General features: G+C 38.1%; 21 protein-coding genes and 1 tRNA gene. 7 read left to right on the top strand and 15 right to left on the bottom strand.

The window, feature by feature from the left end; all coding sequences use genetic code 11:
- Positions 1-62 precede the first annotated feature (62 nt).
- A complete protein-coding gene (locus tag ATS74_RS11945; protein ID WP_370592839.1) occupies positions 63-620 on the bottom strand; it encodes a DUF1287 domain-containing protein in 558 nt (185 codons plus the stop codon).
- Positions 621-680: 60 nt separating this feature from the next.
- Positions 681-1154, bottom strand: coding sequence for a hypothetical protein (locus ATS74_RS11940; protein ID WP_058549108.1), 474 nt, complete (start codon positions 1152-1154; stop codon positions 681-683).
- Positions 1155-1438: 284 nt separating this feature from the next.
- Between ATS74_RS11940 and ATS74_RS11935 the strand changes: the two genes are divergently transcribed.
- Positions 1439-1858, top strand: a complete 420-nt coding sequence (locus ATS74_RS11935) for a hypothetical protein (protein WP_058549176.1) — start codon at positions 1439-1441, stop codon at positions 1856-1858.
- Between the two features lie 564 nt (positions 1859-2422).
- Entirely contained in the window at positions 2423-3418 is a 996-nt protein-coding gene (locus ATS74_RS11925; RefSeq protein ID WP_058549106.1) for an alpha/beta fold hydrolase, read from the top strand.
- Between the two features lie 128 nt (positions 3419-3546).
- Here ATS74_RS11925 and ATS74_RS11920 read toward each other — a convergent pair whose 3' ends face one another.
- Positions 3547-3975, bottom strand: a complete 429-nt coding sequence (locus ATS74_RS11920) for a hypothetical protein (protein ID WP_058549105.1) — start codon at positions 3973-3975, stop codon at positions 3547-3549.
- Between the two features lie 265 nt (positions 3976-4240).
- Positions 4241-4414 (bottom strand): hypothetical protein, encoded by a 174-nt coding sequence (locus ATS74_RS20025; RefSeq protein ID WP_165491314.1) that lies wholly within the window; start codon positions 4412-4414, stop codon positions 4241-4243.
- 201 nt (positions 4415-4615) lie between these two features.
- On the opposite strand from ATS74_RS20025, the gene ATS74_RS11915 reads away from it, so the two are divergent.
- Together ATS74_RS11915 and ATS74_RS11910 are read left to right on the top strand one after the other, a co-directional pair.
- Positions 4616-5002, top strand: coding sequence for a YkgJ family cysteine cluster protein (locus ATS74_RS11915; protein WP_058549104.1), 387 nt, complete (start codon positions 4616-4618; stop codon positions 5000-5002).
- 133 nt (positions 5003-5135) lie between these two features.
- Positions 5136-7514, top strand: coding sequence for a TonB-dependent receptor (locus ATS74_RS11910; RefSeq protein WP_058549103.1), 2379 nt, complete (start codon positions 5136-5138; stop codon positions 7512-7514).
- A 148-nt stretch (positions 7515-7662) separates the two neighbouring features.
- On the opposite strand, the gene ATS74_RS11905 is transcribed toward ATS74_RS11910, so the two are convergent.
- The 7 genes from ATS74_RS11905 to ATS74_RS11875 all read right to left on the bottom strand — a co-directional run bounded on the left by ATS74_RS11905 (position 7663) and on the right by ATS74_RS11875 (position 13316).
- Entirely contained in the window at positions 7663-8283 is a 621-nt protein-coding gene (locus tag ATS74_RS11905; protein WP_058549102.1) for an FKBP-type peptidyl-prolyl cis-trans isomerase, read from the bottom strand.
- A gap of 69 nt (positions 8284-8352) precedes the next feature.
- Positions 8353-8739, bottom strand: coding sequence for a hypothetical protein (locus tag ATS74_RS11900; protein ID WP_082660590.1), 387 nt, complete (start codon positions 8737-8739; stop codon positions 8353-8355).
- 52 nt (positions 8740-8791) lie between these two features.
- A tRNA-Ser gene (locus tag ATS74_RS11895) sits at positions 8792-8882 on the bottom strand.
- 149 nt (positions 8883-9031) lie between these two features.
- The gene (locus ATS74_RS11890; protein ID WP_058549101.1) at positions 9032-9409 is read right to left on the bottom strand and encodes a hypothetical protein; all 378 of its coding nucleotides are present in this window, start codon (positions 9407-9409) and stop codon (positions 9032-9034) included.
- A 203-nt stretch (positions 9410-9612) separates the two neighbouring features.
- Positions 9613-10161: an NAD(P)H nitroreductase gene (locus ATS74_RS11885; protein WP_058549100.1), complete on the bottom strand. Its 549-nt coding sequence runs from the start codon at positions 10159-10161 to the stop codon at positions 9613-9615.
- 416 nt (positions 10162-10577) lie between these two features.
- Positions 10578-11261: an HvfX family Cu-binding RiPP maturation protein gene (locus ATS74_RS11880; protein WP_058549099.1), complete on the bottom strand. Its 684-nt coding sequence runs from the start codon at positions 11259-11261 to the stop codon at positions 10578-10580.
- Positions 11262-11354: 93 nt separating this feature from the next.
- The gene (locus tag ATS74_RS11875) at positions 11355-13316 is read right to left on the bottom strand and encodes an oxidoreductase (protein WP_058549098.1); all 1962 of its coding nucleotides are present in this window, start codon (positions 13314-13316) and stop codon (positions 11355-11357) included.
- 219 nt (positions 13317-13535) lie between these two features.
- Here ATS74_RS11875 and sppA point away from each other — a divergent pair, with 219 nt between their 5' ends.
- Positions 13536-15401 carry a signal peptide peptidase SppA gene (gene sppA, locus ATS74_RS11870; protein ID WP_058549097.1) on the top strand — a complete coding sequence of 622 codons (1866 nt, stop codon included), beginning with the start codon at positions 13536-13538 and terminating at the stop codon, positions 15399-15401.
- A gap of 81 nt (positions 15402-15482) precedes the next feature.
- Positions 15483-16493: an asparaginase gene (ansA, locus tag ATS74_RS11865; protein WP_058549174.1), complete on the top strand. Its 1011-nt coding sequence runs from the start codon at positions 15483-15485 to the stop codon at positions 16491-16493.
- Positions 16494-16574: 81 nt separating this feature from the next.
- Here the strand turns inward: ansA and gndA are convergent, their stop codons facing one another.
- Positions 16575-17948: an NADP-dependent phosphogluconate dehydrogenase gene (gene gndA, locus ATS74_RS11860; protein WP_058549096.1), complete on the bottom strand. Its 1374-nt coding sequence runs from the start codon at positions 17946-17948 to the stop codon at positions 16575-16577.
- Positions 17949-18327: 379 nt separating this feature from the next.
- On the opposite strand from gndA, the gene pyk reads away from it, so the two are divergent.
- Positions 18328-19764 (top strand): pyruvate kinase, encoded by a 1437-nt coding sequence (gene pyk, locus ATS74_RS11855; protein ID WP_058549095.1) that lies wholly within the window; start codon positions 18328-18330, stop codon positions 19762-19764.
- Positions 19765-19835: 71 nt separating this feature from the next.
- Here pyk and ATS74_RS11850 read toward each other — a convergent pair whose 3' ends face one another.
- The 3 genes from ATS74_RS11850 to ATS74_RS11840 all read right to left on the bottom strand — a co-directional run bounded on the left by ATS74_RS11850 (position 19836) and on the right by ATS74_RS11840 (position 23512).
- Positions 19836-20660, bottom strand: coding sequence for a LytR/AlgR family response regulator transcription factor (locus tag ATS74_RS11850; protein WP_058549094.1), 825 nt, complete (start codon positions 20658-20660; stop codon positions 19836-19838).
- Positions 20657-21730, bottom strand: coding sequence for a sensor histidine kinase (locus ATS74_RS11845; RefSeq protein ID WP_058549093.1), 1074 nt, complete (start codon positions 21728-21730; stop codon positions 20657-20659). Before ATS74_RS11845 ends, ATS74_RS11850 begins: the two co-directional genes overlap by 4 nt.
- A 225-nt stretch (positions 21731-21955) precedes the next feature.
- Complete coding sequence (locus tag ATS74_RS11840; protein WP_058549092.1) at positions 21956-23512, bottom strand: SulP family inorganic anion transporter; 1557 nt, start codon at positions 23510-23512, stop codon at positions 21956-21958.
- Between the last annotated feature and the right edge of the window lie 112 nt (positions 23513-23624).

Genomic DNA, 23624 nt, shown 5'->3' with positions numbered 1-23624 from the left:
TTTTTAAATTCTGCTTGAGGAAATTTATAGTACAGAGTTTAAGTTAAATATTAATGCCTTAGCTAAAAGCCTTCTGGTACGAAGCGATAATGCCCTGTAATTTTATAATTAAAAAGCATATCGCTTTTTTGGGGCCCTCGACCAATATTATGAACTATAAACGGATTGCCTGTCTCTTTTGAGTGCTCATCAATCACCATACCAATGTGCGGTAAATTGCCCGGTAACATCCATGTAACTATATCTCCAGCTTCATAATCTGCTGGGTTAGCAGAGATACTCAACATGTGCCCATGTCTTTTAAAATAAGTTTGTAAATTAGGCACTCTTCGGTGGTCTATATTTTTATCCGGCTTAGTTAAACCCCATATACGTTTAGAAGGATACAATGCAAAGTTTTGCAACATATCTTCGTGTACACGTTTTTGTAAATCTATACCTAACTTTCTATAACTTCTGATTATAACGTCGGTACATACCCCAATATTTTCAGGCACATCACCACCAGGGTAAGCAATTGAGTGATAAGCCCCGTCGTAGGTAATATTGTGTTTTGTTCGCTCTAGTAAGGCTGATACTATACTTTCTTCAAACGTGACAGCTTGTGCATCAATACACATTAAAGTAAAAAAGCATCCTAACGTTTTGTTCATAAAAATTCCTTTAAAATTCAGCGCTAATTACAACGTATGACTTACATATTTTGGCACATCTATTTTTTTACCACGACTAGCAAATTGCTCGTCAAGCGCGTATGCCATCTTTTCGAGCGGAGCATGGTGATATCCCACACGTTGAATTTCACTAATGTAACGATGCATAAATGCGTCAGCGCCTAACTCAAGCCACTGCGCAACATGAACAAGTTCATGAAAATGAACCCTTAAATTAGTAGCGACGTGGGGAAGTATATAATAAGTATTTTTATACGTTATACCCGCCGCGTCCATATCGACAAAATCACCTAGGCCCATTTCTCGTAGACCCACAAAGTCTGGCTTTGGTATTTGGTCTACAACAACGTAATATGCGTTTTTTAAAAACTCGGTAGGATAAAACCCATCAAATTCACTACTGAATTTATCACAACTCACTTTTTGACTACTGTATTTTAAATTTGTAGAGTCAATCCAATTTTCTATCTGTTCTAGCACAGCTTATCCCCTAAAGTACAAATGCAACACACCATGTGTAAACCTTAACCAAATATTGTAGTAAATTTTTTAACCAGAACTTTTAGTATTATCACCTCTCAACTATCTAAGAAAATAGAACGCATAGAGTATCTAAACAAAAAGCTCTTAATCAAAATTATCATATAAGCATAACTGGTCTATAAACAGTAAAAATCTTTTTTATATTTTTTAAAGTGTTATCATTTGTAACTAAAATAGCAACACTTAAAATCATGTATAATTTTACTAATACACTATTTCGCATGAAAATATTGCGTTTCAGTCCCATTGTCTTACTGGTCATATTAAGTAATACAGCAAATGCTGAAAATATAAAACCGTTCACATCAGATGGCTGTAGTGCTTTTCCGGACGGCACCACAAAACATAAAAAGTTGTGGCTTGCATGTTGTAAAGCGCACGACTACGCCTACTGGCAAGGTGGCACTTATTGGCAACGTTTAGCAGCAGATAAAGCCTTGCAACAGTGTGTTATTGAAGCCGGCGAAACGAGTATAGCGAACCTTATGCTTGTTGGAGTTCGATTTGGTGGCAGCCCTTATATACCATCGACTTTCAGATGGGGCTATGGTTGGCCCTATCCTAGGTTATATCAGGCATTAACAGCTGTTGAAATTAAGCAAATTGCTGCTTTAAAAACGGTATCAACTCAAACCAATTAATAAGTTGTGAAAAACTGGGTTATGAAAATAATATCAAAAGGAATTGAATCACTATGCTTATACTGCTAAGTATCATTTTAACTTTGTTTCCAACGATAATATCTTATTTTTTTTCACGTAATTACGCTAAAAAGGCTAAAGCGACTAATAAAGGTGCTTACATCAGAGCAGTGCTTTGGCCTAGTGTTTTCTCGTGGACACTATTTGCGGCTGTTGGGCACGGTGCAATCATCTTTCCCTTACCTTCAACGTTTGCGGTCGTGTTATATGTGTTTCTATATGACGAACGTGGTATCTATTTTCATCCTCACATCTTTTTAAGCCCAACGATTCCTATAGCCGTTTATTTAATAAGCTATTTCAAATACAAAAAAGCGGCGAATAAAGAGCTAACGCCCTAACCTACTGTTAGCTCATAAGTATCTTGTAAGATCCAAAGCTACACTTACTTCTGCTGTACCCTTCTTTGCTGTGAAACTACAACGTTATAATCTGAATATAAATGTGTAAATAACAGGTCTAGTAAATTAATAAAGCGTTATTACAAAAAACACGAGTTTACTTATGCATCCAAATATACAAAAAAAACTTAAAATAAAACCTGCTCACATCGTTTCTATTATTGTGTTTTTACTAATTTCTATGTCGACACTTACTGCTAAAGTATATACAACAGATGCAGCATGGCCTTCAAAAACTATTTATAAATATGCAAACGTCGACGGTAAAAAAATATTCTACCGAGAAGCGGGTACGCAACATGAACAAACCATTGTGTTGTTGCATGGCTATCCGTCCTCATCTCACAGCTATCGCGAACTAATCCCTCTTTTATCCGGTCGCTTTCATATAATAGCGCCTGATTATCTAGGTTCTGGTTATAGCGCACGCCCAAACCCAGAAACTCAAAAATATACTTTTGAATTACTAGCTCAATACGTTGAAGGGTTACTAACAACGCTAAAAATAAAACGCTACAGCCTATATATACAAGACTTTGGAGCACCTGTGGGATTTAGAATGTTGTTAAATAACCCAAATAGGCTTGATGCACTTATTGTACAAAATGGCAATGCGTATTTAGAAGGGTTAACCCTAGCGAGGCAAGCGTTTTTTAAAGCCGCGAATGAGGACAAAACACAAGCGCAGAGGGATAAAATTTATTCGTTCACGTCTAATAAAGCCATTATTAATAAGCAATATTTACGAGACGTACAAAGTAACCCAGAAGTGATGAGCCCAGATAGCTGGACTCACGATCTTCACTTTTTACAAACCAAATCCGATAGAGTAATTCAAGTCCAATTGCTACAAGATTACTACAACAACCTTCTCGACTATCCAAAATGGCAAGCTTATTTACGCAAGTACCAACCACCAACGTTAATTGTATGGGGTAAAAACGACCCTGCGTTTATAGCCGCAGGCGCTAAAGCATACTTAAAAGATGTACCGAACGCTGAACTACATTTACTCGATTCAGGGCACTTTAGTGTTGAAGAAAAACCAGTAGAAATTGCAAAGTACATTGTCGATTTTATGAATAAGCTAACTCAATAGTAAGCCTTTTCTTTTGGTTTAGTATTTATAGCGAACATAAAAAAGCGCTGAGGGTATAAACAATCAGCGCTTTATTAAGCTCAAGCTAAATCCACAAGAATCACATTTAATATGGATAAGTTATCTATTTAACCTTCTTCTTCAATAAGTGACTCTAGTAGGTCGTGTATTTCAGCTTTAAGTTCTTTGTCTTCAATTTTATTAGCACTAACTTTAGCACTTTGCAGATTTTTAATAGCTTCATCTTTTTGACCAAGCTCTAGCTGTAATGTCGCCATTGAATAAGCCACCGATGACATATGATCTTTGTTATTAATGGCAACAGATTTTGCTAGTGCTTTTTCGTAAGTGGTGATTGCCTCTTCTAGCTCTTCAGTAAAATCGGCTAGGGTTTCCCACTGTACTGGGTGATCTTTGGATGTGTTTTCATTTTCTATACAAATAGCTTTTAGCTCAGCAAATAACGATTCAAACTTTTCGCGGTTGTTTTTATTAGCTGCCGCCATTAAATCTTCTGCAAGGTCATGTACCGCTTTATATACTTTTGTGTTCATCATTGCGAGGTATCCTTTAGGTTACTAAACTAAATGCTTTTACTCTCTAACCTTGAGTAGGTTATTCAGTTTAATGCCTTTTACTTTAGTAAAAATAGTGTTTTCAGTGATTAAAAGCTTATTTTAACCACTGATTTATTGAATTAGCTGTATGGCGTAATAATACATTAATAATGACCATAGCGTAGACGTTAAACGCTTTGTGGTTAAAATTTCATTCAAATTAGGGCAATAACTTAACGTACTCAGGTAGAAACGGAAAAAGGTACTAAAACAAACCCACTATCCAATCGAAGGTAAAAACAGTCGTAAATATTTTTAGCGCAATAACAGCTACAAATAAGAGAATAATGAACACTTTTGCTTTGTAGCTTTTCAGATTTTTCCAATACAAGCGTTTTGCATTAAATTCTGTCTTAAAATTATCTAAAGCGTCTTTCATGGTTACTCCCTGCTAATTTATTCCTAATAGACATTCAGCCTAAACTATTCATATTGATGTGCACGCTATAAAGGGTAACAAGGTGTGTAATCAGTATTATGATTAGTTTATTATCAAAAATGCTAACCTTTTAGAACAGCTAAAAATAAATTCAGTGCTACACTAGCAGCTAACTTAAATTCGTTAACAACCAACTAAATTATGAAAGAATGTAACCAGTGTGGTAAATGCTGTATTAAGTACGGCGGTGGCGATTTAAGCGCATCAAAAGAAGAAATAGACTTATGGGAGCTTTTTAATCCCGAAATTTATGAATACGTTAAAAACAATGAAATTTGGTTCGACCCAAAAACAGGTATGCGTTTGTCTACCTGCCCATTTTTAGAAATAGCCCCCAAAAAAGAGCCTCTTGCTAAAAATATGTACACATGCAGTATTTATCTCGACCGCCCAGAAGACTGCCGACACTACCCTAGCCTTATACCCGAAATGATCCGAGATGAGTGCGAAATGATCGAACCAAGTGACATAAAAAACCAAACTAGAGCTCAGCAAAAACTCGATATACTCATGATAGACAGTAGATAAATAAACAAAGCTGTTTATCTATGATTTTTGCTGTTTAAACGCGAAGTATAGAGCTATAGTATAACATTGTTGATTCGTCAATTTTACGGTGTTATATTATATCACAACATAGTAACTTCGAAACAAAATCCCCATGACAAAGTTAACATTAATCTCTTCTGCTATTTTTTCTGTTTTATGTTCTCAAACAGCACTTGCTGCAACGGTTACGGGTAAAGTAACCGATGATAAAAATCAACCTATAAAAAATGCCTCTGTCCATGTACATGGCAAAAACCAAGGTGTTAAAAGTAATGAGTTAGGCGAGTTTGCTATTGAAGTTGACGCTAATAGCCAGCTTCATATCAGTAAAGATAACTACATCGACTCTCGCATTGCCGTTACAGAATCTTCTAATAATGTCACAGTTTCACTTAAGCCAACATCGGTTGAAACTGTCGTTGTTTACGCCTCTGCGCTTCATAAAAATAGTCTAGAAATGATTTCGCCAGTAAGCGTTCTTTCTGGTGATGAATTAAGAAATAAATCAAAGCCAACACTTGGTGAAACACTCAAAGGTTTACCTGGTGTAAATGCAAGTTATTTTGGCCCTGTGTCATCAAGTCCAATTATTCGTGGCTTAGATGGACCTCGCGTTAAAATTACTCAAAACGGTTTGGATGCAAGTGACGCATCACGTATTGGCCCTGATCATGCAACATCAAGTGACAGCTTAGCAGCTGAACAAATTGAAGTTCTTCGCGGTCCAAGTACACTACTTTACGGATCTGGTGCTATTGGCGGTGTGGTAAACGTAGTTGATAACCGCATTCCTACAAGTAATATTGACGATTTAACCGGTTCAGCTGAATACAGCCACGATACAATATCAAATTCAAACACCGTTGCTGCAAAGCTTGAAACGGGTAATGAAGGCTTTAACTTTCATTTTGATGGCACAAAACGCAGTGGTGACGATTACCAAACACCAACATTTACTATTACCGATGATGATGGCGATGTAGAAACAGAAAACTCTGTAGAAAATACTTTTATTGATAGTGAAACGCTTAACTTTGGTACTAGTTATGTTGGAGAGCACCTAACGGTTGGCTTTTCTTACGGTAGTATTGATACCGATTACGGTATTCCGGGACATGAGCATCATGAGCATGATCACGAAGGTGAAACCGAAGAAGAACACGAAGAGCATGAAGATGAAGAAGCAGAAGAGTCGGTTTATGCAAAGCTAGAACAAGACCGTTGGCAGGGTTTAATTAGTTACGCTGTAGATAATAGCTGGGTAGAAAATATTAATTTACGCGTTGGCTACACAGACTATTCACATAGCGAAATTGAAGACGGTGAAATTGGTACAACTTTTAAAAATGAAACCACTGAAACGAGATTAAATGTTGAACACAAACTAGGCCAATGGCACGGTATGATTGGCTATCACTATAGCGAGTCTGACTACGACGCTATTGGCGAAGAAGCATTTACACCTGCAAGTGTGACGACTACTCATGCTTTATATTTACTTGAAGAGCGTGAATTTGGTGATGTAACCATTGAGCTTGGTGCCCGTGTTGAAGACTATAAGATAAAAAGCAACATTACTGAGTCTGAGCACGACCACGATCATGATGAAGAAGAGGAAGATCATGACGAAGAAGAAAGCATTGCTTATAGCAAACGCTTTACAAACGTAAGTGCATCTGCCGGTGCTATTTGGCAATACACGCCCGGACAAAGCGTAGCATTGAGCTTATCTCACTCTGAACGAGCGCCACTTTCAGCTGAGCTTTTATCTAATGGTTTACATATTGCTACAGGTACCTACGAACTTGGCTTAGGCTACCACATAGAAGACAACGAAGCCCACTTTGAACCAGAAGACATTGAACAAGAAAAATCAACAAACCTTGATTTAAGCTTTAGACGTTTTAACGGTAATTTTGGCTATACAGTTAACTTTTTCTATAACGATATTGAAAACTTTTATTTTCAAGAAAATACAGGTTTAGTTTACGATGAAGAAGACGGGTTAGAGTCAGCGATTGGCGCGCATGATGATGCTGTTGCGGTTTACCAATTCACAAGTAAAGACGCAGAACTTTATGGTATTGAATTTGACGCTCATTACCAACTAACATCTAGTGCTATGGTTAAAGTGTTTGGTGATTCAACTCGTGCAAAGCTAAAAGACGATGAAGGTAACCTACCACGTATTCCAGCTAATAAGTTAGGCTCTGAATTACAATATGATTTAGGCGATTTACAGCTAACACTCACTGGTACTCACTACTTTGATCAAAATGATGTAACCGCATTTGAAACAAAAACCGATGGCTATACGTTATTTGATGCCCAAGCTAATTACCAACTAGGTTTAGGTACGGTAGATGCGCAGCTTTATATAAATGTAGATAACATTACCGACGAATTAGGTTTTGTGCACAGCTCATTTATCAAAGATAAAGCACCATTACCAGGTAGAAACTTCCGCTTTGGTGTTCGCGGCTACTTTTAACAACTAACAAGCTCTTTAGTTTATATATTTTAAAACCGCATTTTATTAATGCGGTTTTTTATTTTTAGAATAGATAAAACTCCTAAATTACAGACACAAAAAAGCCGTGTTCAATTTGAACACGGCTTTTTAAATTCTTAATTAATAATTAAGAAAGGATTTCATGTAGCTCAACGTCAAATACAAGCGTTGAGAAAGGTGCAATTGCAGCACCTGCGCCACGTTCACCATAAGCAAGCTCATGAGGAACGTAGATGCGCCATTTAGTACCTACAGGCATCATTTGTAATGCTTCAGTCCAGCCTTTGATTACGCCACCAACTGGAAACTCAGCAGGTTGACCGCGCTCGTAAGAGCTATCAAAAACAGTACCGTTAATTAATGTTCCGTGGTAATCAACACGTACTGTAGACTCAGCAGTAGGCTTTTCGCCTTCGCCAGTTGCTAGTACTTCATATTGAAGACCAGATTCAGTAACAGTGATTTCAGGACGTTTTGCGTTTTCTTCTAAGAAAGCAATACCTTCTGCAGAAAGTACTTTAGATTCTTCTTCACGACGAGCTTTGATCTCTTCGTTGATTTTTTCGAACGCAGCTTGGATCTCAGGGATCTCAACTTGAAAAGCGCTACCAGCGTACGCATCTTTCATGCCTTCAAACACTGAATTTAGGTTTAAGCCTTCAAAAGGATTAGACTTAAGTTGCTCACCCATTTGTAAGCCAATACCGTAACTTGCTTTTTCAGCATCTGTAGTAAAATTATCTGACATAATGTGTATTTCACGTTTTGTTAGTTAAAAGACGCGTACATGCTAACACAAAATAAAAGCCGTTTGGGGCTAGTTTTTGCTGAGTTTTACCTTAATTAGGCCAACAATATAACTACACAGCGGCAAACTGAATAAAATTCCAACAAGTAAAGGGGTTGCTAGTAATCCTGAACCACCAAAGAGTATAAATGGTACTGCAATCAGCCCTACAAAACCGATAAATGCAGCTGCAATTACAGGCCAAACCGTATCGTATTTTGTAATTAAGTGAGCAGTTAAAATATTAAAACCCAATCCATAAATAAGTGCAGTTGCCATTGGGTAGTCTGGCTGCGCATCTAGGGCCATTTTAACTAATAAGTTAACAGCACTTTGATAACAATAACCAAACACAGTCCATAATAAAATATGCTTAATTAATCGCTGTGAGGTTGATAGATTTGTTGTGTTTTTCATTTATTAAACTCCACATAGCAAAAAACCGCCCATAAGGCGGTTTTTTAAATAATGGTGGAGAGATAGGGATTTGAACCCTAGATGGGCTATAAACCCATGCCGGTTTTCAAGACCGGTGCATTCGACCACTCTGCCATCTCTCCGTACGGCGCGCATGATATGGCTAAACGCATTATTTGTAAAGAGCTAAATATATATTTATATAAAATATTAATTTATTGATGAAAATACAGTCACCCTACTCTATTTAATAACTCATATTTATAAAAATCAGTTAATGGATTAACAAGTGTTAGTAGTATTGTTTTGGTCGGCGTGCAATCCATGAACATATTAAACATGCTAACAAGCTTAATGCAGTAAAGGTGACGCTTTGAAAAATTAAATCAAAACGATTTAAATCATCACTGGGTACAACAACAAACATAAAGGCAGGTAAAATGCTTAGCAATAAAACATAGCAGCACACTTTAAACGCGCGACCAAAGTCGAACCGTTTAGTTTGCTGCATCCACACTGTGAGTAGTGCCAGCATTCCCATCGCTGAGATAACCATAAAATGAGATGCATTTGTACTCATTGCAACATATAAAGTAACAAAGGCACCAATAATTCCCCAAATTGACCACGCTAGCCAGTTTTCTTTTTCACGTAAAAATAAATTTCCCATAGTTTTCGTCTTCTTTATCGTTATTTTTATTAAGACTTTCCATAATGTATCAAAAAACAACCGATTAAAAAACAAACTGAAGAAGAATTAGTAAATTTGATGCTTCCGAGCGCTTCTCACAGCCAAGCCATTAACCTATTTATACTACTATTTGTAACCTTAATGAAATATGACTATGCAAATTGCAAAAAGTTCATACTATTTCACAAAAAGGTAAAATAATTTTCAGGCTTATGTCGCGCAGGCTTTTTGCAATCAACCTCTGGGGTACCTAAGTAAAGATATCCAACAATTTCGTCTTGTTCATTGAGTTTTAGCGCTTGTTTAACACCTTGGCTTTGAGCAAAATAACCTGTTCGCCATACGCCCCCTAAACCTTGTGCAAACGCGGCTTGCTGCATTGCAAGCACACTACACCCTGCGCTTTGCACCTGCTCAATACGCGGCACCTTTGGATGCTCTTCGTATTTAGCAATAGCAACTACAATCATTGGTGCTCGAAGGGGGAGCTCTTTAGCTCGATTAATTACTTTTTCTGGTTGCTGCTCGGCTAGAGCACATTGATGATATATTTCACCTAATTTTTGGCGTGCGCCGCCTTGTACAATAATAAACTGCCACGGTGCAATACAGCCATGATCAGGTACACGCAGTGCTGCTTGTTTTATTATGTCGAGTTGCTCAGGTGATGGGCCAGGCTCAGTAAGTTTAGAATCTGATTGGCGAGTAAGTAAAAGCTCGATAGCATTCATAATAATATCTCAAAATTCAAAATGCTAGAATAGCATTTAAAACCTTAATATTACCAATCTACTTATATACACGTTTAATACCAACTCACTTAACTAAGTGATCTATTTTTAGGATGGAAAACGTGTTGATAGCTAAGCAAAAAAATTGTTATTTCGTTGTTCTCGGCAATTGTTCCTGAATTGCTCTACCTTCTGCATCCATGCAGTCGTAAATGAGATTTTTAACACAGATAGCGACACGTATAACCCAAAAAAATAATTCAGTATTATTGCAGCTTGGTATAACACAGCTAGAAATTATTCAATTAATAAAATAGTTCAGTAGATAAATATCATTGGATATAAATATTACCAGCATAAAACGCACACGGCCGTATAAAATATTTATACAGCCGTTTTAATATATTTAAACCACACTATTGTTTTACAACGGTTCGTTTTAGCCAATAATCTACACTTACAAAGCGCCCTCCACCTACAAAAAACAAGCTAAGCAGCATCGCAAAGTAAATGGCTGAAAATTCAATGCCATTGTTTAAAATTGAAGGTTTGCCTTTTTCATATAAATAATCAGGAAAACCATGTTCATCAACTAACCCGCGAATTTTGCCTATGCGCTCTTGTACTTCAAGTGAATTTTCGAGGCTTTCTTTTGCTCCAGGGATAGATAACCAATCAAGTACTTGTGCTGCACTCGTGTCGGGGTTAGTGGGTGCAATGGCAAACCAACCATTATGCCAATGTACTGATGTTGCAGCTACAACCATTGTAAACATAAGCGGGATACTGACCAAGCGAGTTAACAGGCCAAATAATAAAAACCAACCACCTAAAAACTCACTCCAACCGGCTAAAAAAGCCAGTACATCAGGAAATGGTAAACCTAATCCCCATTCACTATTTCCAAACCATTGCACAACATCAGGTGACGCTAATAAATTATTAAAAAAACCTTGGGTATCGCCACTTATAGCAAGCTTGTTATAACCTGCAATGATCATAACCGGAGCTAAAATAAGGCGAAAAAGTAAAGCCGGTAAACCATCTAAAAACGATAATTTACCTATTGCTGATTCATAAAGGTGGGTTAGTTTTTTCATGCGTATCCTGTGTGTTCAATGTTTATTAAGTTATAGACTATAAACAACAAAGACCGCATGAATTAAAAAACTATTTCATTTTACTTACAAATGTTAAATGCTTCTCGCTATTTGTAATGCTTCAAAAATAGCACGTTTAGCATCAATAGCAGCAGCGAGTTTAGCACCACCAATAACATGTACTTTAGCGTTTTCGCCATGCTCTTTTAGCACTTCATCATTAGAAACTTGGCCAATACAAGCAATAACCGTGTCAACAGGAAGTACTTGTGTTTCACCTGCTACCGTAATAGTTAAACCGTTATTGTCAAAGCTTTGATACTGACAGTCAGCAATTTGTTTAACACCATGCTGCTTCGCTACTTGGCGGTGTATCCAACCTGTCGTTTTACCAAGTTCACTACCAAAGCGACCTGCGCTTCTTTTAAGCATAAATAATTGGCGGTCATCTTTATGCGGTTGTGGCTCACACTCAATACCCCATTGTGATTTAAAGTCGCTAATAGTTTGTGACTTATGTTCGCTTAAAAATGCCACCATATCAAAGCCGATACCGCCAGCCCCTAGAATAGCAATTGATTTACCTAGCTCTACTTCACCACGTATAACTTCATCATAAGCAAATACTCGTTTGCCGTCACTACACTTAACGGATGCTTCACGAGGGCGTACACCCGTTGCAAACACAATATCGTCGTAGTTGTTAAGCATTGAGTCGTCATACACTTTACCTAGTTCAACATTTATCTTTAAACGCTCAAGTTCATTAGTAAAGTATGCCAATGTATGATTAAAATCTTCTTTACCAGGTATTTGCATTGCTAAGTTAAATTGGCCACCCATCTGAGTTTTTTGATCAATTAACGTAACCTTATGCCCTTTTTGAGCCAAGTAACAGCTAGCTGACAACCCTGCAGGACCTGCACCTACAACAAGTACATTTTTGGCCTTAGCAGCTTGATCTAATGGGTAATCTAGCTCAAACGCAGCTTGGGGATTAACTAAACAAGTTGCACGTTTATTTTTAAATACGTGATCTAAACAACCTTGGTTACAACCAATACATATATTAATTTGCTTTGATTGTTGGTTAGCATATTTATTAAAAAACTCAGGATCAGCCAATAATGGCCTCGCCATTGAAATTAAATCGGCTTCGCCGGCATTTAAAATATCGTTTGCTATATCAGGGGTATTAATACGATTTACCGCAATAACTGGCACATTCACTACATCTTTTAAGCGTTTTGATGCTTCTTTAAATGCCCCAGGCGGCACCATACTCGCAATTGTTGGTACACGTGCTTCATGCCAGCCAATGCCTGTATTAAAAATATCTACACCTGCTTTTTCAAGTTCAGTGGCTTGAATAACAACTTCATCTGGTGTTGAGCCATTAGGGATTAAATCAATGACCGATAATCTAAAGATAATTAAAAATTGTTCAGAAACTTTTGCTCTAACAGCTTTAACTATTTCAAGCGCAAGTCGCATTCTGTTTTCTAGGCTGCCACCAAACTCATCTTCACGTTTATTCGTGTGCGGCGCCATAAACTCATTGATTAAATAACCTTCTGAACCCATAACCTCTACGCCATCGTAACCTGCTTTTTCAGCCATATAAGCTGAGTGAGCAAAGTCTTTAATAGTTTTTTTAATTGAGCTAAGTGACATAGCTTTAGGTTTATAAGGATTAATAGGCGCTTTAATTGCACTTGGTGCTTGATTGAATGGATGATACGCATAGCGCCCTGCATGCAACAATTGCAAACAAATTTTACCACCATGTTTATGTACAGCGTCTGTGTACGCACGATGTTTAAATACATCGTAGTAGCTGTTAAAAGAAGAGGAGATTGGCGTTAATTTGCCACGTAAGTTAGGGCTGTAACCACCGGTAATTAGCATGGCCGTACCGCCTTTGGCACGTGCTTCATAAAAAGCGCGTAAGCGTTTACGATTATACCACCCTTCTTCTAGGCCTGTGTGCATTGACCCCATCACTAAGCGGTTGCGTAATTGTGTGTGTTTTAATTCTAATTGTTGTTCTAACATCCTGTGCCCCGTTAACTGGTCTAACCTGTATACATTAGCTAATTCTGCTTCAATGGCAAGTAATAAGCAATATGTGCCAGCATTTAATTAAAAAATGTAGTCGAAACTTACATTTATAGTCTCTCATAAACACTTCGTTACGATTTAGCAGTTAAATTTATTTTTATTCTAGGCTAATATGGAACTAATGTATTAGCTGTACCAAATTAAGGAGCTATTTTGATAGCAAAGGTATTTAAAGGTATTTGGGCTGGAATAAACTTTTCTCGCCGTTTGATACTCAACATTTTGTTTTTATTACTAGTCATTGTATTTTTCGTTTCGCTTTCAAGTGATGACGATGAAATAATTATAGAAAACGGTTCTGTGCTTAGGCTTAACCTCAATGGCCCCATTGTTGAAGAAAAAACATATGTAGATCCAGTCGAAGCCGCAATAAACGATGCAACTTCTGGCTCTGAAGCACCAAGCGAAATTCTACTCGACGATGTTGTCGAAGTAATAAATGAAGCAACCAATGATGACCGTATTACTGTCATGCTGCTTGATTTACAAAAAATGCCTAAAGCGCATTTAAATAAACTCAAGCAAATTACAAATGCCATCGATGCGTTTAAACAAGCAGGTAAAAAGGTTATTGCATCTGGGTATTACTATACTCAAGCGCAGTATTATATAGCATCGCATGCTGATGAAGTTGCAATGCACCCTTACGGAAGCGTAGCTATAGAAGGCTACGGCATGTACCCACTTTACTTTAAAGATGCTCTAGAAAAACTAGAAGTAACGCAGCATATTTTCCGTGTTGGTACATTTAAATCTGCGGTAGAGCCGTTTATCCGTAATGATATGTCTGATGCAGCTAAAGAAGCTAATAGTGTATGGTTAGGAGCGCTTTGGAGCGAGTACAAACAAGATGTTTCAGCAGTACGCCCTTTTGATGAGTCAAACTTTGATGAAACAATGGATGTATACCTAGCAAAAATGAAAGCAGCCGATGGCGATGCAGGTAAATATGCACTTGATCACCAGTGGGTTGATTCTTTAAAAACAAATCAACAAGTTCGTCAACAATTAATAGATTTAGTAGGTGCACAAGAAGATGGTAAAACATTTAAGCAAGTATCATTTCGTGAGTACTTAAGCTTAGTTAAACCGCCTATCGAATTTGATAATCCTATTACCGAAAAAGTGGCTGTAGTGGTTGCTAAAGGCACTATTGTAGATGGCGAACGTAAAGCAGGTGAAATTGGTGGTGATTCTACTGCGGCCCTGCTTCGTAAAGCTCGCCTTGATGATAAAGTTAAAGCTGTTGTTCTGCGTATAGATTCAGGTGGCGGCAGCATGTTTGCTTCTGAAGTTATTCGCGCCGAAGTACTTGCATTAAAATCAGCCGGTAAACCCGTTATTGCATCTATGAGCTCTGTTGCTGCTTCTGGCGGTTATTGGATAGCCTCAGCAGCTAACGAAATTTGGGCAGCACCAAGTACAATTACAGGCTCAATAGGTGTATTTGGTACCTTTATGACATTTGAAAACACCCTGTCTAAAATTGGTGTTTATTCAGACGGTGTTGCTACAACCGAAATGGCTGGTTTTTCAATTACTCGCCCGTTAAACGAAAAAATGGCTGAAGTTATTCAAATGAGCGTTGAAGAAGCTTATGGTCGCTTTTTAGCTGTAGTTGCCGATGCGCGTAACATGACCCCAGAGCAAGTAGATGAAATTGCTCAAGGTCGAGTTTGGATTGCCTCTAAAGCGCAAGAGCTTGGCTTGGTTGATAAACTAGGTGATAAGCAAGACGCAATTGAAGCAGCCGCTGCACTTGCTAAGCTTAATCATTATGAAGTTAAAACAATCAAACAAGATTTAAGCCCGCAAGAAAAAATGATTCAAGATATTTTTGGTAATGCGTCAATTAAATCAATGCTTGGTTTACAAACACAAAAAACGTCAGTGTTAGCGACGCAAGCTAATTTACAAAGCGTTATTAGCCAATTAAGCACTGAAGTAGAAAATCTTAAAGATTACAACGATCCACAAGGTGTATACGCTCGCTGTTTAGTCTGTAGTGTTGCACAATAAAAGTGCATCTTCTTGCCTAAGCAGCTGTATTTAAAGCTGCTTAACGTTATACTAAGCCCAGTTTTTTTACTGGGCTTTTTTATGAAACGTAAACGCATTTATATCGCTTACACCGGCGGTACTATAGGGATGAAAAAATCGAGCCGTGGCTATATCCCAGCTGAAGGCTTTTTAACCGAAACTGTAGTTAATAACGCAGAATTTAATCGTGAAGAAATGCCTTTATTTGATATTCACGAATACTGCCCTCTTATCGACTCTTCAGATATGTCGCCCGAGCATTGGCAACTTATTGCTAATGATATTAAAAGTAAATACCAAGATTATGATGGCTTTGTTGTACTTCATGGTACAGACACGATGGCATACACTGCATCGGCACTGTCGTTTATGTTCGAGAACTTAACAAAACCGGTTATTGTAACTGGCTCACAAATACCACTGTCTCAGCTGCGCTCTGATGGGCAAGTAAACTTACTAAATGCAATGTATTTAGCTGCTAATTATCCAATAGCTGAAGTAAGTTTATTTTTTAATAATCAGTTATTTAGAGGCAACCGAGCTACCAAAGCACATGCTGATGGTTTTAATGCGTTTGCATCACCCAACCTTGAGCCTTTAGCATTATCTGGTATTAATATTCAGCTCATTAAAGGCCAGCTTAGCCCGTATGTTGAAAACGAGTTACAGGTAACCTCAATTACACCACAGCCAATTGGTGTACTTTATTTATACCCAGGTATAAGTAAAGAAGTTGTTGAAAGCCTAGTTAACGGCAGTATAAAAGCATTAGTACTACTCAGTTTTGGTGTAGGTAATGCCCCGCAAGATCCAGAGTTTTTAGCCATACTTGAGCAAGCAAGTAAACGTGGCGTAGTCATTATTAATTTAACCCAGTGCTTAAAAGGCCATGTAAATATGGGCGGCTATGCAACCGGCAATGCACTTTTAAATATTGGTGTAATTAGTGGTTACGATATGACTTTAGAGGCGTGTTTAACTAAGTTGCATTACTTACTTAGCCAAAACCTTGAAGTAGAAACTATACGCCATTTAATGCAGGACAATTTACGCGGTGAATTAAGCCGGTAACATTGTTTACCAAAAGGCAAAAGGCACGCTATTTAGCGTGCCTTTATTGTATTACGTAACCAAACATTGGTTAGGGAATAATTATCTAACTTTAGCGTCTAAATCCACTAAGTCAGTTAAGTGACAAGCCTCGCCACTGTGAGTTTTTACACCGTGCTCACCAAAGTAATCACGCTGGGCTTGTACTAAATGCCCATTACTAGGTGTTGTAAGTGTTGCTAAATACGTTTGCGTAGCACCCAATACCGGGAATGCTAAACCAGTCATTACTGCTTGGCCGGTGATTTTACGTAAAGAGTTTGACTCTTTTTCAAGGGTGTCAATAAATTCAACACCTTGCGCAACGCTATCTAGGTAATCAGCACGAATAATACAACCAGCACGCCACGTTTGAAGTGTTTTAGATAAATCAACTTTCCACTGGTGAGTACGCGATGCACCTTTAATAAGCGCTAAACCTTGACGATAAGCTAACAAGCTTGCAAGTAAGAACGCGTCTTTTAACTCTTCTAAATCAATATCAACATTATTGGTAGATTTCGCTGCGTACGACATTTCTTGTGCAGCAGTCGTGTTACACGCGTTAGTTAAATGACGAGCCTGCACTGCAGCTACAAGTGATGGCACGGCAATACCTAGCTCTAATGCATTTTGCGCAGTCCAAAGGCCTGTACCTTTAGCGCCTACTTTGTTATCAATTAAATCTGCAAGAGGCACATTATTTTGATTTTCAAGAGATAAAATGTGGCTAGAAATAGACAATAAGTAGCTGTTTAATTGACCCTGAGACCAATCGTTAAATATTTCAGCAACTTCTTTAGGTGATCGCCCCGTGCCAATACGAAGTAGTTGATATACTTCTGCAATAAGCTGCATAAGAGCATATTCAATACCGTTGTGAACCATTTTTACAAAATGGCCACTGGCAGATTGACCAACGCGTGCAAAGCAAGATTCACCATTAAAACTCGCAGCTGCTTTTTCAAACCACGGTTCAATTCTTCCCCAACCACCTTCAGAACCACTCGCCATCATAGCTGGACCGTGGCGAGCGCCTTCGGCCCCACCTGAGATGCCCATGGTGGCAAATTCAAATTTGTTTTGGTATTTAAGTTTACGCGTTATACCATCTTTATAATTGCTGTTACCGCAATCTACAATGATATCGTTACACTCTACGCCCGCTTCTACTAGTTCATTACAAACAGCATCAACTAGTTCTCCAGCAGGAACAAGTAATAAAATAGAACGAGGTGCTTCTAAACGTCTTACCATGTCTCTTAAATCAGAAACAATGTGAAGTCGATCAGCCATGCCTTGAGATTTAGCACAACTTAGTAACTCTTCACCCGCATGTGGGTTTTTGTCATAAGCGACTAGCGTTATCCCTTTTTCTATCAAGTTTAGGGCAAGATTTTTTCCCATAACGCCTAACCCTACTAATGCAACTTGCATTTAGTGTCCTCCTCGGTAACAACTATTTGGTTAGAAAATTCAGTGTATAAATTAAATAATACCGCGTGCATTATACTCATGCAGTCATAAAATGCTAACCATGAGCCAATACAACATGCTTTTTTATTACAGATAAATAAGCTACGTAATTATATCAAACATCAATGCTCTAGGGGTGACTAAAAGCACCGCTATTTGAAATTAAGATCATTGACGCATTCTGACACCGGTGTCATAATGATGACACAATAGTTTTGTATAAAATAGTGGTAAACCTTTGAAGTTTGCCTACAACTAAAAACGTTTTATTCTAATATAGATATTTTTAGTAAACAAAATAACAGTCAACCTGCTTTCACCAAGCACACAGGAGAAATTGATGCTAAGACGCACAAAAATAGTCGCTACCCTTGGGCCTGCTACCGATAGAGATAACAACCTAGAAAAAATTATTATCGCTGGGGCTAATGTAGTACGTTTAAACTTCTCACATGGTGTTGCCCAAGATCATAAAGACCGCGCACAAGCTGTTCGCGATATCGCCAAAAAATTAGGTAAGCACATTGCAATTCTTGCAGACCTTCAAGGCCCTAAAATCCGTGTTTCTACTTTTAAAGAAGGTAAAGTAACACTTGCTGTAGGTGCAAAGTTTACCCTTGATGCCAAAATGGAAAAAGGCGAAGGCGATGTAAACGCGGTAGGTATTGATTACAAAGAATTACCACAAGATGTAACGCCAGGTGATTTATTACTATTAAATGATGGTTTAATCCAACTTACTGTTGAAGAAGTTGACGGTCATTTAGTGCACTGTAGCGTAACTGTTGGCGGCGTATTATCTAATAATAAAGGTATTAACCGTTTAGGTGGTGGCTTAACTGCTCCTGCGTTTACTGAAAAAGATAAAGAAGATTTAATCACTGCGGCTGAAATTGACGTAGATTACATTGCGGTATCATTCCCACGTAGTGGTGACGATATGCGCTATGTGCGCTCACTTGCAGAGGCTGCGGGCTCAAAAGCACAGCTACTTGCAAAAATTGAACGTGCAGAAGCAGTTGAAACGCAAGAAGCTGTTGATGATATCGTTTTAGCATCTGACGCTGTAATGGTTGCTCGTGGTGATTTAGGTGTTGAGATTGGTGATGCCGCGTTAATGGGTAAGCAAAAACTTATTATTCGTCGTGCTCGTTCATTAAACCGTACAGTGGTTACTGCTACGCAAATGATGGAATCGATGATCGATAACCCTATGCCAACGCGCGCAGAAGTTATGGATGTGGCAAACGCGGTACTTGATGGTACCGATGCGGTTATGCTTTCAGCTGAAACTGCTGCAGGCGATTACCCAGAAGAAACAGTAGCTACAATGGCACGTGTTTGTTTAGGTGCTGAATCGCAAAAAGAAACGCACGTATCTAAGCACCGTTTAGACAGTCGTTTTTCTAACAATGCAGAATCTATCGCCCTTTCAGCTATGTATGCTGCTAACCACTTAGACTCTGTAAAAGCGATTGTTACACTTACTGAGTCAGGTAGCACAGCTAAATTAATGTCGCGTATAAGCTCAGGTTTACCAATCTACTCGCTTTCACGCCATGCAAGCACACTTGGTCAAACAGCACTTTACCGTGGTGTTTACCCTGTGTTTTTTGATTCTACAAAAACTGAAAAAGACGGCATGGTAAAAGCTGCACTTGATACGCTTGTAGCTCAAGGCTCATTACAGTCTGGCGATACAGTTATTATTACTCACGGTGATTCAATGGAAACTGTGGGTGCAACTAATACAATGAAAATTGTGACTGTTGCATAATAGCGTAATAAAACGTCTAATATAAAAAATGCGAGCTAAGCTCGCATTTTTTATGTTTGTAAAACATCAAACTAACTGGCTAGCGCTGCTTTTACTTTATCGCGGTAGCTTCGGCTCACTTTAAGCTCTTGTCCGTTTTCAAGTACTAATAAATATTCACCACTTACTTGCGTAACCAGTTTACTTATTTGCTTTGTATTAACGATTGCACTGCGATGTACGCGAACAAATAAATGAGGGTCGAGCTCTTGCTCAAGCTCCTTCATCGTTTTACGTAATATATGTGTTTGTCCGTCTTGGCAATGTAAACACATATAATCACCCGCTGCATCTACCCATTGAATAGTTGCCACTGGGACACGTATTATTTCACCTTGCTCTTTTACAGCCAATGACTCTGGGTAGCGTCTATCCGTTAGCGTATCGCCTGTGGCTAATTTTTTTAATATTTCTTCGCAATTATTACCAGTAATTCCGGCTACAAAACTCGCTAGTTTTTTCTTATGGGCGTTGTCTTGCTGCGTTTTTAAATAGGTATGCACTTTTTCTACCGCCTGTTTTAGTCTGTTATCGTCAACGGGTTTTAAAATGTAATCTAGCGCATGAATTTCGAACGCTTTAACAGCAAACTGATCAAAAGCAGTTACAAATACAATCGCAGGTAATGCTTTTGTACTTTCGCTTAGCGCTCTTGCTACTTCAAAGCCATTCATGCCTGGCATTTGAATATCTAAAAAAACCAAATCTATTTTTTCACTTTGGCACATTTCAATTGCATCTGCGCCTGAGCTACATAATTTTATCACTTCAATATCAGCAAACTCGTCTAGTCTTACTGCTAAACCTTTTCTTGCTAAGGGTTCGTCATCAACGATAAGTGTTTTTATTTTAGTCATTTCTTCACAGCCTTTTCAAACGGTACTCGCAGATTAACTTTTAATCCACTTGGCGTATTATGTGATAATACAAACGAATAATTATTTTCATACAACGTTTTTAATCTATCTTTGGTGTTAGCAACCCCTACCCCTTGGGCATTTACTAATTGGCCATCGAGTATTTCGGTGCCGGGGCCATTATCGCCAACTTCTAATAATAATTCGTTTGCAAATACTTGTGCTTTTATATCTATCACACCACCTTGCGCTAAATGGGCAATAGCGTATTTAATTGCGTTTTCAATAATTGGTTGCAAAATTAAGCTTGGCACTAATGCCTCTTTGGCTTGTTCGCTTATATCTACATTTACTTTTAATCGTTCATCAAAACGTACCCGCTCTATTTCAAGATAAAGCATTAATGCATGTAGCTCTTGCTCAAGAGGTACTTTTTTAATTGGATCGGTATTTAGTGTATAGCGTAAAAAGTCACTTAGCCTTGCTACCATTAAGTTAGCATCTTTGTTTTCTTTCACCAAAATTAATGTAGAGATAGCGTTTAGTGTATTGAATAAAAAATGAGGATTAAGCTGGTACCTGAGCATTTTTAATTGCGCTTCGTGTGCCATAGTTGTGGCTTTTAGCGCTTTTTGTCGCTCACTTTGTAGTAGCTGATAATATTTAACGCCAAAGTACAAACCACTCCAACATAAAATAATATAAACAGAATCTAAACCTTGTTGTAGGTAATAAAACCACTCTTCAGGCCTATACCCATGACGGTATATTTCCCATAAATTAAATTTTTGAACAACCGCCCATAAAGTGCCCGTAATATACGAAGCACCAAATACAACAATCATTAACACCCATGGTGAGGCGTTCCAAATTTTACGATAAATGTACCTAAGTGGCACAGTCATTAAACAGCCAGCATACGCGTTTAGTAAAATAACAAATACGTAGATGTCGCGCATTTCAAATACTTTAGAGCCAATGTAATTTACTAACGCATAACCTATCCAACCTGCAATTTGCAAAAGCCAAAAAAAGCGTTGTCTGTTATCGACTAAGGATTGCCAGTTCAAAATTTACATTTACTCCGTATAGTTAAATACTAACTTTATATTAGGCTCGATTATTTTTATTGTGTAGCTTAAAGTCAGCTTTCATTATTATATAGATTTATCCGTTTGCTTAGCAGTACCACCTATCTTGCTTTATGCGAGTCTTACCGCAAACATTTATCATCGCACTAAAAAAGCGAAAGGTTTTATCCTCTCGCTTTTTAAATTTGCTTCACTTACTACAGGTTAAGCTAGTTTGTCTGATGCAACTTTATATGTTGGATCTTCAATCACGTTAACTTCAACTAAATCACGGGCTTTATGCAATAACTGTGTACAGTCTTTACTTAAGTGACGTAAATGAAGTTGTTTACCCGCTTTAGTATATTTATCAGCAAGGCTGTCTATTGCTTCTATTGCACTGTGATCAGAAACACGACTGTGTTTAAACTCGACTATCACGTCTTTAGGGTCATTTTTAACATCAAATAACTCTGAAAAGTTTTTAACTGAGCCGAAAAATAACGGCCCGTGCAGCTCATATACTTTTGCACCTTGTTCATCAATATAGTTTGTAGTGTAAATGTGTTTTGCGTGCTGCCAAGCAAATACTAATGCCGATACAATAACACCTACGCATACTGCAATAGCTAAATCGGTAATAACCGTTACTCCCGATACAAGCACAATAACAAAAGCGTCAGATAGCGGTACACGCTTCATCATCTTAAAGCTTGCCCATTCAAATGTACCAAGCACAACCATAAACATAACACCTACTAAGGCAGCAAGTGGGATCATTTCTATTAAGCTCGATGCGAAAATAATAAAGGCTAGTAACATTAATGCCGCGCTTATACCTGATAAACGTGAGCGACCACCTGAATTAATGTTGATCATTGATTGGCCAATCATTGCACAACCGCCCATCGCACCAAAAAAGCCACACGTTACGTTTGCTGCGCCTTGGCCTATACATTCTTTGTTAGAATGGCCACGAGTTTCAGTAATTTCGTCTATTAAGCTAAGTGTTAATAAAGATTCAATTAAACCAATAGCGGCTAAAATAAGTGCATACGGGAAAATAATATACAGTGTATCTAGAGTAAACGGCACCATAGGAATGTGAAATTCTGGTAAGCCACCGGCAATAGTTGCCGCTTCATTACCTGTCATACCTTTTAAGAAATCAAGTACGGTGTGTGCTTCTAAGTCAAAACCGATTACTAAACCAGTGACGGTTACAATAGCTACCAATGAAGATGGCACAGCGGTAGTTAATTTAGGTAAAAAATGAATTATAGCCATAGTCAGTGCAACTAAACCAAGCATGATGAAAAGCGGACTGCCTGTCATCCACTGCTGCCCACCGGCACCATCAGGCACTTTAAATTGCCCTAGTTGTGCTAAAAATATAACAATAGCTAGGCCATTTACAAAGCCGAGCATTACCGGGTGAGGAACCATACGAATAAACTTACCAAGCTTAAAGACCCCTGCAAGAATTTGCAGTATTCCCATGAGTAAAACGGTTGCAAATAAATACTCAACACCATGATCAAGTACTAAACTTACCATTACAACAGCAAGTGCACCGGTAGCACCTGAAATCATCCCAGGACGGCCACCAAATATTGCCGTAATTAAACCAACGATAAACGCGGCATATAGACCAACTAAAGGTTCTACATTTGCAACAAAGGCAAACGCAACAGCTTCTGGTACCAAGGCAAGCGCCACGGTTAAACCAGATAGAATATCGTTTTTAGCAGAGCTTGGGGCTCTACTGAGTAAGTTAAACATTGAGTTCCTCAGGTGTTATCGGTATCAAAAAAAGCGCTAAATTTTATCAAATTAGCGCTCAGTTAACAATTGTCATTATGTGGTTAAGCTAAGATTTAGCCAAACAGGAAGT

It is taken from the genome of Pseudoalteromonas sp. H103 (genome assembly GCF_001469205.1).
Lineage (GTDB): Bacteria > Pseudomonadota > Gammaproteobacteria > Enterobacterales > Alteromonadaceae > Pseudoalteromonas > Pseudoalteromonas carrageenovora.
The sequence above is the reverse complement of the archived record's forward strand: the minus strand, read 5'-3'. Positions and strand labels throughout refer to the sequence as shown.